This is a genomic window from Comamonas sp. B-9, from assembly GCF_000410635.1.
Taxonomy (GTDB): Bacteria; Pseudomonadota; Gammaproteobacteria; order Burkholderiales; family Burkholderiaceae_C; genus Comamonas.
In genome coordinates this window covers 16,999-28,068 of the sequence record NZ_APCR01000088.1, presented here as the reverse complement: position 1 = coordinate 28,068, position 11,070 = coordinate 16,999, and the positions used below count along the sequence as shown (strand labels likewise).

The 11,070-nt window shown below is 59.3% G+C and carries 16 protein-coding genes; 3 read left to right on the top strand and 13 right to left on the bottom strand.

Features of this window, described 5'->3' with window-relative positions; genetic code table 11:
- From H928_RS0100875 to H928_RS0100865, 3 genes are all read right to left on the bottom strand, one after another.
- Window positions 1-185 (bottom strand): hypothetical protein (locus H928_RS0100875; protein WP_027010381.1); only part of this gene is annotated, 185 nt, incomplete at its 3' end.
- Between the two features lie 36 nt (window positions 186-221).
- Window positions 222-437, bottom strand: coding sequence for a hypothetical protein (locus H928_RS0100870; protein WP_021024786.1), 216 nt, complete (start codon window positions 435-437; stop codon window positions 222-224).
- A gap of 55 nt (window positions 438-492) precedes the next feature.
- Window positions 493-1,029: a hypothetical protein gene (locus tag H928_RS0100865; RefSeq protein WP_148292990.1), complete on the bottom strand. Its 537-nt coding sequence runs from the start codon at window positions 1,027-1,029 to the stop codon at window positions 493-495.
- A 105-nt stretch (window positions 1,030-1,134) separates the two neighbouring features.
- Here H928_RS0100865 and H928_RS0100860 point away from each other — a divergent pair, with 105 nt between their 5' ends.
- From H928_RS0100860 to H928_RS0100850, 3 genes are all read left to right on the top strand, one after another.
- The gene (locus tag H928_RS0100860; protein WP_021024784.1) at window positions 1,135-1,893 is read left to right on the top strand and encodes an XRE family transcriptional regulator; all 759 of its coding nucleotides are present in this window, start codon (window positions 1,135-1,137) and stop codon (window positions 1,891-1,893) included.
- Between the two features lie 240 nt (window positions 1,894-2,133).
- A complete protein-coding gene (locus tag H928_RS0100855; RefSeq protein WP_021024783.1) occupies window positions 2,134-2,394 on the top strand; it encodes a hypothetical protein in 261 nt (86 codons plus the stop codon).
- Complete coding sequence (locus H928_RS0100850; protein WP_021024782.1) at window positions 2,384-2,737, top strand: hypothetical protein; 354 nt, start codon at window positions 2,384-2,386, stop codon at window positions 2,735-2,737. The genes H928_RS0100855 and H928_RS0100850 overlap by 11 nt, the downstream gene beginning before the upstream one ends.
- Before the next feature lie 44 nt (window positions 2,738-2,781).
- Here H928_RS0100850 and H928_RS25615 read toward each other — a convergent pair whose 3' ends face one another.
- From H928_RS25615 to H928_RS0100805, 10 genes are all read right to left on the bottom strand, one after another.
- Window positions 2,782-3,864, bottom strand: coding sequence for a contractile injection system protein, VgrG/Pvc8 family (locus H928_RS25615; protein ID WP_021024781.1), 1,083 nt, complete (start codon window positions 3,862-3,864; stop codon window positions 2,782-2,784).
- 5 nt (window positions 3,865-3,869) lie between these two features.
- A complete protein-coding gene (locus H928_RS0100840) occupies window positions 3,870-4,367 on the bottom strand; it encodes a phage tail protein (protein ID WP_021024780.1) in 498 nt (165 codons plus the stop codon).
- A gap of 12 nt (window positions 4,368-4,379) precedes the next feature.
- Window positions 4,380-6,884 (bottom strand): phage tail protein, encoded by a 2,505-nt coding sequence (locus tag H928_RS0100835; protein ID WP_148292989.1) that lies wholly within the window; start codon window positions 6,882-6,884, stop codon window positions 4,380-4,382.
- Between the two features lie 33 nt (window positions 6,885-6,917).
- Complete coding sequence (locus H928_RS33995) at window positions 6,918-7,064, bottom strand: GpE family phage tail protein (RefSeq protein WP_158400424.1); 147 nt, start codon at window positions 7,062-7,064, stop codon at window positions 6,918-6,920.
- A 17-nt stretch (window positions 7,065-7,081) separates the two neighbouring features.
- A complete protein-coding gene (locus tag H928_RS0100830) occupies window positions 7,082-7,462 on the bottom strand; it encodes a phage tail assembly protein (protein ID WP_021024777.1) in 381 nt (126 codons plus the stop codon).
- A gap of 124 nt (window positions 7,463-7,586) precedes the next feature.
- Window positions 7,587-8,096: a phage major tail tube protein gene (locus H928_RS0100825; protein WP_021024776.1), complete on the bottom strand. Its 510-nt coding sequence runs from the start codon at window positions 8,094-8,096 to the stop codon at window positions 7,587-7,589.
- Window positions 8,097-8,135: 39 nt separating this feature from the next.
- Window positions 8,136-9,326: a phage tail sheath subtilisin-like domain-containing protein gene (locus H928_RS0100820; RefSeq protein ID WP_373604897.1), complete on the bottom strand. Its 1,191-nt coding sequence runs from the start codon at window positions 9,324-9,326 to the stop codon at window positions 8,136-8,138.
- A gap of 191 nt (window positions 9,327-9,517) precedes the next feature.
- Entirely contained in the window at window positions 9,518-9,958 is a 441-nt protein-coding gene (locus H928_RS0100815) for a hypothetical protein (protein WP_148292988.1), read from the bottom strand.
- A 95-nt stretch (window positions 9,959-10,053) separates the two neighbouring features.
- On the bottom strand, window positions 10,054-10,551 hold the full coding sequence (locus tag H928_RS0100810) for a hypothetical protein (protein ID WP_021024773.1): 498 nt from the start codon (window positions 10,549-10,551) through the stop codon (window positions 10,054-10,056).
- Window positions 10,548-11,063, bottom strand: a complete 516-nt coding sequence (locus H928_RS0100805) for a hypothetical protein (RefSeq protein ID WP_021024772.1) — start codon at window positions 11,061-11,063, stop codon at window positions 10,548-10,550. The genes H928_RS0100810 and H928_RS0100805 overlap by 4 nt, the downstream gene beginning before the upstream one ends.
- Window positions 11,064-11,070: the final 7 nt, after the last annotated feature.

Here is an 11,070-nt window from a genome sequence, read left to right as displayed (position 1 = left end):
TTGTTGATTGCCAGCTGCGGGCCAGGCCGTCTACCTGTCATCGCCGCCACCATGGCGTCTAACTGCCTGCGGTTGAGCTGCTCTATAGCCGCTTCAATGCTTGGCAGCTGCATCGCCTGGCGGTACAGCTCCAGCTTTGCCAGCTGGTCTTTGCTGTAGCCGATCTGCTCGATGGAAAGCTGCATGGGTCATTGCCGCTTGTGTTGTGCATGCGCTGCCAATTAGCAGGCGGCGCCGGCACGCATTTGGTGGGCCACATCACCCAGTCCCAGAGCCTCAAGCTCTGGATCGACCCGGCGCATGGTCATTTCGTAGACCAGCGTGGCTGGCTCAGTTTTCAGGCGCATAGCCATCACTTCCAGCATTGCCCAGTCCTCTGGGCGGAAGCGAACGGTCTTCTTCGCCGTGCGCGCGTGATCCGGGTTCTTGTATGCCATTTGCCAAGCCTCCCCGCCTACGGCGGTGTCGTGTACGATTTGTGGTTACTCGGAGTTACTGCGCCGCATTGGGCCAAGGGATTGCAGAAGCCTGCACCGCTGCATTCGTCCGCGCCTTCTCGCACGCAACCGCCATGCCGTACTGCAGTGCGGTAAACCAATCGTCATCCAAAGGGGAAACAACACCATGCACACACAGCGCATCAAAGGGGTAGAGGCGCTCGCCATCGACAAGAAAGTACTGGCCATCACAAAAAAGCATGCCAGTCCGTGGGACGCTGGAAGCAGCTACCGTATTGCGCTGCGCAATGGCAGCGGCGTCATCTGCCGCACCATCGACATGGATTCTTTGGGCATCTACTTTGGTATTCGTGAGGACTTGCTCGCCCTTGGGCTGCTTGATGAGGTAGTTCCAAACGGCAAGGTAGATGGCTTTGACGCTGTTCTTAGCCTCCCCGCGCAAGTCAGCCCCCGTGAAGCCAGCGTCGGTAGCGGCACGTTGGACCAGGGATGAAATTTTCTTGCGGACTTCGCCGCGTTCAGCACGAAGCTGCTTTAGGTCGCTGTCGCGAGTTGATGCGTTTGCGTTCATTTGCCAAGCCTCCCCGCCTACGGCGGTGTCGTGTACCATCCCCAGAAGGGACGTAATTCGGTGTTACGGCTGGATATTACTACGGTTTTTCAGAGAAGCCAATAGATGACTACGAAAAGAGATAGTAAAAATCTCGATTTGGATAGCTTAACTCTCGAAACGGGGAGGCGCCTCAAAGAGGAAAGGCTACGCCTTGGCTTAAAAGCAACGGATTTCGAGAATCACGGGGGATGGCCGGCAAGCACTGTCTACGGCTGGGAGTCGGGCAAGTCCTCTCCAAAATCAGAGTTCTATGCGACCACTGCACCGCTCGGCTTCGATATTCCGTACATCATCACCGGCAAGAGGTCGCAAAACCTCTCCGTACCGGTGATGGATGTGCTTGAACCGCGACGCGCGGGGCTCACAGGGCCCGCCCCTAAGCCAGCTCATTCCGAGGACACGCTCTACATCCCACTGCTTAGTGCAACCGGCAGCATGGGGCCAGGTACCGAAGCGCTCGCCGCAGATGTGGTGATGGGCGATGTGCCTGTGTCCCTTGTCTGGGTACAGATGAACCTACCCCGCAGCCGGCCCGAGGCCTTGCGCCTGGTGCACGCCTACGGCGACAGCATGCGCGGCACGCTGGAAAGCGGCGACTTTTCCCTGGTGGATACCGATATTCACTCAGTCGATATCGACGGGGTGTATGTGTTGGAAGCGCACCAGCGCCTGTTCATAAAACGCGTGCGGCAGCGCATGGATGGCAGGTACGAGATCAGCAGCGACAACCCGGCAATCAAGCAGACCGACATTCTGAACGGCGGCCACGAAGTGCGGATCTGCGGCATGGTGGTGTATGGGTGGAACGGTCGGCGCTTTTAAGGGATAGCAATGGGTGAAGCAAGAAGAAAGAGGCTTACAAGCCATACCGGGAGCTGTGGTGCTGCTTCTCTTGATGTTGAGTAGAGCTGCCATCAGATCAAAACTTGAGCCTATGGCGCGAGGCTTGAAGACGGTGCGTTGAAGATGCTGCATGCACGGATATTGGCACCATCGCACCATTTTTGGACTACTGGCCTACTGTGGCTGAGCTATAGACATTTTCACCATCAACGGACATGTATGAGCAATGAATCTAATCCCGTCGACGCGCTAGGAGGCGCACTAGGCAAGCTGGCCGACCTAGTGGAAGGCCTAACGACAACAAGCCTGTCCATCAACGTTGCACTGGCTAAAACGCTGCTCGATAAAGGCCTCATAACGTCGGAAGACTTTCATCACAACATTGACCTCAGTCGCAAAATCTATCAAGACGGCAAGCCTAACGACTTCTCAGATTTGCTCATCAATTCAGTGAAGGGACTCACGAACAATGACAAATAACGTGTTCTCCGCTGACTTCCAGAAGATCCGCAACTCCTTGCCTTCGGGCACCGAGCCCCCAGATAATGGAGATATGGAACAACGTGTCGCAAAACTTGAATCCCTCGCTGAGAAGACCGGCGAACGCCTTGTTGCGTTAGAGAAAAGCTCGGCACTTATCTTGCAAAAACAAGAAGAGTTTGCCCGCCACTTTGCCACCAAGGCTGACGTTGAGGCCGTCAAGACTGCCGTAGCCACGTCCACATCCACCATCATTAAATGGGTGGTTGGTGCTGTCGTGTTCAGCCAGCTTATCCCCGTGCTCGCCACTTGGCTGCCTAAAATTCTAGGCCCCACGCCATAACCTACCGCAAAAAGCCACTCTAAAGTGGCTTTTTTCTTGTCTCGCTACTCATCATCGGCAGAAATATCATCAGCGTCATTGGTGCGCGTTGGTGCATCCCCCTCACCGTTCCGCTCCATCTCCAGCTTGGTGGTAAAGCCGCCATCGCCGCTCAGTTCGCTGGTCACCGTTTTGATCAGCCAATCTTCGCCATCGATCTCGGGTTTAAAGCCGCTGACCTTGACGGGCGTCTGCACCGCCAGCGCCGGCTGGCCGATGGCCAGGCTAATCTGCAGCGTGGCTTTGCCGCGCACAATGCGGCCCATCTCTGCCTGCGCAGCGGCCAGGGCGTCGGCCTCGGTGGCGTAGGTGTCTTTGAGCGTTTTCAAGTTGGTTTCAGTGCCCGCGATAGAGGCCCGGCGCTGGCTTTTGTTGGTGTCCCCCCAGTAGGCCCGCACGCCGCTGTAGCTGTCGCGCTCCGAGCTGTTGTAGCTGTGCTGGTCGCCGGCGCGGCGGGTCAGCACAACGGCGGGCATGGCCTTGCCGCTGGCGGTCGCTGCGCCGTTGATCGGCAGGAACAGCAGCACGCCCTTTTTGACCGTGGCCACGGCGTCGTGCTGGCGGCCAATGCGGGTCAGAAAATGCACCGGGCTTTCGTTGGTCTGGTCGATGTGCTGCACGCGCTTGCTGGCCAGGCTTGCGCCCACCTTGGCCTCCATCCCGTTGGCCTTGGCAATGTCTTGCACGATCTGGCCCAGGGTGGTGTCGTGCCAGCTGCTGCTGGTGCGGCTGCGCAGGCCCTTGCCCAGGTTGGCACTGCGCGCTCGGATGTTCAGCACATCGGGCGTGCCGTTGTGGCTGATTTCGTCTACGGTGAATTCCCCCTTGTCCACCAGGCCGTGGCCCACCCAACCCCAGCGCAGCGCCACGACGGCGCCCTTTGGCGGGATGGCCAGCTTTCCATCGTGGTCACTCAGCTCCACATCGAGCTGGTCGGCTTCCTCGCCCCGGCTCTCTGTCAGCGCAATGCGGATCAAGCGCCCGTTGATCTTGGGCGTTATGTCCTTTCCGTTGATGGTCAGCAGGTACGTGGGCTGGCGGTAGTCGCTGCCGGCGTCCAGCGCTTCGGGTTGGGTTGTCTCTGCCATTGCTATCACCACATGTCGTCATCATCGCCACTGAGCCACCAGTCCCAGGGGTCGCCGCCATACCAATCGTCATCCCCTGCCCCGCTGTCTGGCCCGGTATCCAAACCGCCAGACGGGTCAACCTGCTGTGCATCCACGCGGGCCAGCGATAGGGTGAACTCCACCTTGCGCGCGGCACCTTCGCGGATGAAAACGCTGCGCGTCGTGTTCAGGCTCTCGATCACCCATGCGCCCAGCGCCTCGCCGGTGCCAGTGCACAGGTTGTAAGCCTTGCCCGCATCAGCCATATCAGCCAGGCGGTCAAGGGCCTTGCGGTCGCCCATGAACTCGGGCACCTGCAGGCCGGTCAAGGTGATCTTGTCATCGCCTGGCCCCACGTACTGGCGCGCGGGCCGGTCGCCCACCCGGCTGCTGCTGGGGTGGCGCCATTCCTGGCTGCGCTGCAGATCGTTATAGGCCAGGGTCGAGAGGCCAAATACAAATTGGCCCAGGGCTGCCATCATGCTGCGTTACTCCTAGTCAAGGTCGGTCAGGCTGCTGCCACGGCGGGCAGCCTTTTGCCGTTCCAGTCGCTCAATCTCGGCCCGCACAGCGGCGCCGATCTCGTCGCCCTTGGCGTTGCCTTGCACGGTGATGTTGATGATGTAGGTGCTTGCCCCACTACCCATGGCCACAGGCTGCGCAGCCGTCGCCATCGAGCCCATTGGCACCAAGGTAGCTGCAGCCATTCCTAGCGCAGCATTTCGCACTAATCCCGTGCCACCGGTTATCCCCTGCGCCGTGCCCTCACTGACATAGCCACCCAGCTCTGCGAACACTCTGCTTGGCGAGTGGATGCCGAGCTTGTCCTTGAACCAGCCAATGGCGCTATCTGCGGCGCCTCCAATGGCCTCACGCACTGCAGCCATCCTGCTGGTAATGCCGTTGACCATGCCGTCCATCACTGCAGTACCTGCAGCAAAAAAGCGCTGCGGAAGACCCAACACAAAATTTAGCCCATCCAGAAAGCCCGCCTTAAAGGTCTGCCACCAGGCTGCAAACTTTGGCCCCAAGGTATCCCAGTTCGACCAGATGTAGGCTGCAACGCTGGCTACGGTGGCGGCGATCATGCCCCATGGCCCGAGAAAACGCAGCACTACAGGCACCAGACGCAGCAGCGTTCCACCCAGGCTCAACAGCCATCTTCCGGCTGTCATGAACAGCCCAGCTCCCTTGCCAAGCAGCCCCCAAAGCCAACCGATCGCACTGCCTGCAACTCGTGCAGCACCACCCCAGCTGACAAACCCAAGTCCAAGGCGGGTCAGCACAAATCGCAGCAGGACACTCTTGGCCATGAGCAATCCGATGGGGATCAGCAAGGCTCCGAGAGCGGCAGTAAACAACACCAGCCCAGCAGCGGCGTAAAGCACCCACTTGGTCAGCGTTGGATGCGCTTTGGCGAAGCTGGTTACCCCTTCTGTAGCTTTGGTCACCAACTCAAGCAGCTTGATGTAGGCCGGCATCAACGCTGTGCCCATTCGCTGGTACAAGTCGTTGCGGCGCTTAAGCAGCTCTACCTCTTTACCAGTCGGCGTATCTTTGGCGCGTCCATAGAGCGTGTCGACGTTGTCGGCCTGCTCGTTCAATGTATAGCTCTTATTAATCATTGAACGCTGCTGGAACATGGTGGAGAAGACAGCAGCCGCATTTCGGTTGCTGAAAATACCCCCCATCGCATCAAGCACCTCTTTCTCAGATTTGATGCCCTTTTTCTCAAACGCCGGAATCAAGACCTTTTCCATCCACTCAAACTGCGAGCGCTGAAAAATATCGCTGCCCTTGAGCGCGCCCACACCCAGTTGGGCGATCTGCCCAACCTTGTCGTGCTTCACCTTGCTGGGGTCAGCAATGAGCCCCAAGCTCTGCAACTGATTGGCAGCCCGCTTGGTTGTGCGGCCCTGATAGATATTCTGGTATGCACTCATCATTCCTGTGCCCACCCGGTCGCCGCCCATTTCCTGCACCAAGGGTTCCAGTCTGTAGAAGAATTCCTTCTCTGTAATCCCCTTCGCGGCGACACCCCCAGTCTTAATCAGATTCAGCCATTCGCTCCCACCAACCCGACCACCGGTAGCCGTCAGAACCTGCTGCACCAGGTTAGCGTTGCGCTCAAAGTCTTCGCGCGTATTCGCTCCGCCTCGCATTTCAATGACTTTCATCATGTCCATGAATTTGCGATCATTCTCTGAGCCCTCCTCCGCCCCAAACGCGACCTCATTCGCATACTTCATGCGCGCAAGGAATGGCAGTGCGTCTTTGCTGTGGTGGGTATCGTTGAACACCGTAATGGCGTCTCGCATCAGCTGCAGGTTGTCAAGCTGGCTGGTGCCGTACTGCTTAAAGTCCTTGGCGAACGCGATGGCCTCACTGGCCTGCTCACTTTGAAGGCCCAGCGCACGAATCCGCAACTCCTCTGTCTCGGTGTGCTTGGCCTCGCCCATAGTTCCGTTAACCGCGCGCGCGCCTCGAGCGCCTGCGTAATACATACCAAAACCGGCAGCTGCCGCCCCTGCCCCCTTGGCTGCAAACTGCGCGGCCTTGGTCTGGGCCGCATGCATCGCCTGTAGCTTAGAGCGATGCTTGTCCAACGCAGCGTTTGCCCGCTCAATATCTGCGGCCAGCCCCATGCCATTCGCACGGCCCACGCCCAATGTGTTCAGCGTACTGCGGATTGACAGCACCTTGTTGCGCTGCGCATCGAGCAGCTGATTCTGCTTAGAAATCACCCGCTGCAACTTGCTGGCCTCGGCAGTGCTTCCCTTGCCGGCAGCCTCCAACTGCTTAAGCTGCGTTTTAGCAAAAGCGATGTTGGCTGCCATGCCGTGCAGCTCTGCACGGGCCTTGCTGAAGTTATCGACGGCCAGCTTTTGGTTTTTCAGGCCTTTGAGACTGTCTTGCAGCTGCCGCACCTGGCGGGATGCAGCAGAGCTGCCTCCTGCGATGCGCTTAAGCGGCCCGGTCACCTTGTCCACGGCCTGCATCAAAACTTCTAGCCGCAGCCTATTCATTTCCTATCAGTCCTTATAGGTCACCAGTTGCACATCGCGTCGCGCTCGGTAGTCAGCGCTCCAAGCCTCCCGCGCCATTTCTGCCCACATGCATAGTTCGTCAAAGCTCATTGCCCGTAGATCTGGCAGCTGCCAATGAAAGGCAAAGGCCACCTGAGCGATCAGAGCCTCTACGCTTCCGCCAACCCCGGCAGCTGATCGCTCACGAAAAAATTGGATAACACCCCCGCCATGGCGAAAAAGTCTGCGGGATCGAGCTGCACAACTTCATTGCGCACCAACGACGGCACGGTAGTACGAGGCAACACCCGAATAACCTCATCGGTCTGCATGCGCGCCAAATCAGACATCACAACTCCGGCCAAAGCCAGCACGCTTGGCTTTCGCACCACGACTTCGGTTATGCGGGTCTTGCCACGCAAGATGGGCTTCTTCAATGTGATGACAACAGAGTCATCGCTGTCCGGCGTTGTCGCGGCTGCAGTGGTATCCAAATCGTCAATCGCCGATCCATTGGCTTGCACAGATTGGTTTTGCTCAGCTGTTTTCATGTTCTATCTCCGGGTTATCAAAAAGACAGCGGGCGCACGGGTTGATGCGCGGCCCGCTGTTGTAACTGGGCGGCCCCGTCAAGAGACGCCCAGCAGCTTGGCAAAGCTGCGTAGGGTTGCGGGCTTATGCGGTCAGAGCCGCGCGCACGGCGGCCATGTTGTCCACGCCGTCAATGATCTCGATCATGTTGGCAAAGTCGATTTCGACGATGGTCTGGCCGTTGAGCACTTCCTTGTAGTAGCTCAGCTCCATCTTGTAGGTGTGCTCGGTGGCTTCGCCCACCTTGGCAGAACCCTTGTCAATCTCGCTGATGCGGCCGCGCGCCACGACTTCGACAACATCCACCTGGCCGGTGTCTTCGCTGTCGAGCGCACCAGCAAAGCGCAGCATGGTGCCGTCATGGCGGCCCGAGCCAAAGCCGCTGTGGCTACCATCGGCCCAGCCGCCCAGCTTGTATTCCATCGACATGGCTTCCATGCCAAAGTCCTGCTTGACAGGGCCGCCCATGCCGCCTGCCTGGTAGTCATCCATCTTGCGGGTGAGTACGGGCAGATTGAGCTCGGGCACCTGGCCCAGGTAGCTGATACCGTCTTTGAAGACAGCGTAATTTTTGAGTTTGCGGGGCAATGCCATGGTGTTGCGTCCTTATGCGTGGTGGCGTTGTGGGTGCGCTTACAGGCCCGAGGCCACGCGCTGGGCAAAGTCGCCCCAATACCTGTCGGTGAGGCGCTGGATAAATCCCAGATCCTCCAGCGGCGGGATAGGCGTGTAGTCGTAGTCGATGGTGAGCTTGCCCACCTTCAAGGTTTCAGTGGTGTTCACCTCGGTATCGAGCCACGCAGAACCGCCCAGGATGTAGCCCAGGTTCCTGAGGCTGCGCAGGCGGCTATTGATGCCTTCGATGATGTCTTTGGCCAGGCTAGGGTGCATGGGCTTGTCTACCGCCCAGAAATGCCCCTCGGCCATGGTGTCGGCGATCACATGCGCGGTGCGCACCGCGCTTTCAAAGGTGAATTCGGTTTCAATCGAGCAGGTTCGGCTGCCCCACAGCCGGTAGCCATCCTGCGCAATCCAGGTGGTTACCTTGCCTTCGTTGAGCAGGTCGGTATCGGTGGCCGTGCTTTGCAGGTCAAAGAAAACAGCATGCTCCAGGCCCGTGATGCCGTTCAGCGGCACATTGGAGATGGTCTTGTGCCAGCCCTGCTCGGTGTCGATCTTGGCGCGGGCGCCCAGCGCAAACGCCACAGCGGGCACCACCACGCTGGCCTTGGCGGTCGAGTCCCAGCGCATCACGTTGGGCCAGATCAGCATGGTTTCGCGCTTGCCGAAACCGTCCGCATATTCGAGCGCTTCGCTCACATCCTTACACCCATCGCAATACACGTAGGCCATAGCGCGCAGCTTTTCAGCGGCTGCGGTCAGCGCCTCGGCCACCGGCTTGGTGTCCAGGCCCGGCGCGCCCAGGATGCGCGGTTTCACCTTGAGCTGCGATTGCGCATCGAGCAGCGCCTGAATGCCGGTGCGCTTGCCGCCGATGTAGTCGCCCACCACCTTGCTGGTCTGGTCGGCAATCCTTTCCTCCTCAGTCTCGCCCACGCCCTCGGCAACGCGCACGATGATGATGATGGGGCGCACCTGATCGGCGATGGTGGCCAGCGCCAGGGGCAACGTACCGGTGCTGCCAGCTGCTGCCTGGGCCTTACTGATGCTGGTGAACAGCACAGCCTTGTCCAGCGGGTAAACAGCCGGGTCTGCATCTGGGGCGGTGACCATCATGCCGATGACCGCAGTCGATGGAATGCGCAATTCAGCGGTGCCGCCCGAGACTTCGACAACGCGCACGCCGTGGTGGTAATTGGCCAGGTTTCCTGTTGCCATATTCGGATACTCCAAAGGGTGAATGGGTGCGCAAGCCGGTGCATGGGCGCGCTTGATTTCTCTGTAGCCGTCAGTGTCTGCCGCGCGCGCGCGAAACTCCAGCAGCGGGCGCTGTGGCTGCGCCAGGCACAAAAAAACCCGCCTGGGCGGGTTGTGGGTGGGGTGGGAAGCGGCGCCTAAATCTCGGCGGCCACCACGCGCAGGCCGGCAAAGCGCATCTGCTTTTCAGGGGGCAGGCTGCTGTTGATCATTTCCGCCGTGACGTTCCAGATCCGGGGCTCGGTCATCGTGATGGTGAACGTGGCGCGGCCCGCTTCAAACAGCACCCGCTTGGGATACACGCGACCGTCCACGCTGGTGATGGGCATATCGAATGCCTCATTGACCGGGTAGAGCTGGCCACCCACCTCCATGCGCACGGTGATGGCCAGCACAGCACCCACCACGGTGCGCACCTCGGCGAAGTTATCCGCAATGATGGTGTGCGCGTTGCTGCCTGCATCGGCGGGGATGTTCTCCACCACGATGGCCGGGCGCTGGTCGGCCTGGGCCATCACGGGCACCCACTTGCTGCCCGTCCACTTTTGGCCGATGCGCGTCTCACCCTGTTTCAGCAAGATTGCATTGGTAGGCAGCGGATCGAGCGCAGCCGGATATTCGCATTCAACGATGCATATGCCGCTCTCATTTGTAAATGCGTAGTACGTGCCCATTAGTTGAACTCCACCACGGTAAATCCCCAAACAATATCAACCCCGCCGCCCAGGCCCGACCCGTAGCTTGCCTCAGCCCGCACTACAGTGCTGCTAATAAAACGGTAGGTCAGAAAAGAAACGCTAGAGGATCCGTACACCGTCCTCACGCCCAAGATAAGAGCCTTTGCGGTGTTGACAGCCGCAATTGGAATATCTGCGTACGCAATTCCGCCCGTGCCACCATTTCCTGCGACTGTCCGCGCTGTCGGGAAAACGGTATAGACGTTTTTGATAGCCGATGAGGAGATAGCTCCCACGGCGGCTGTCACATGCGCTTTCACGTTATCGCGCGCGTTGTTCGTCGTGGTGTTGACGCTATCGCGCGCGCTGGTAACGTCCGTGCGGATGGTGTTCGCAGTGGCCTGCACCCCCGCGATATTGGTCAGCACAGTGCCCAGGCTGGTGGCCAGCTCGCCCAGCTTTGCTAGGGCTTGGGCCAATAAAGAAGTGCTCATACTCCCTCCTCTGTTGCGGCGGTGCTTTCCAGCCGCCCGTTGTTGTAGGTCATGGTCTCGGTGCGCTTGCGCCCGTCATAGGTAGTGACCACGGTTTTGACGTTCCCGGCCGCGTCGTAGCTGATGACCGTCACCGCTTGCTTGGCGTCCAGCATTTCAGTCACCACCGAAACGCGCCCGCTGGTGTCATAGGCAATGCTTGTGGTGCTGGGCCCGTTGGCCGGCCCCAGCTTCAAATCAGCACGCGCCAGGGTGATGTCGACGCCCGCTTTCCCATTGACCGACTGCACGCGCGCGGCGCCCATGTCGTTGATGGCCTTCTGCAGCGCATCGAGCGCGCCGTCTACCTCCTGCGCCTCGGCCTTGGTGTCGATCATCTCGCGCAGGCCATTGAGCGCGTTGTCTACGGCGCGGCCCAGCGCCCGCAGGCGCTCCACATCCACTTCCAGCGGGTTGCCCGCATAAGGCAACTCCAGCCCGAAGTAGTCTGTAATGTCGTCTTGGATTGCCATCGCCAAC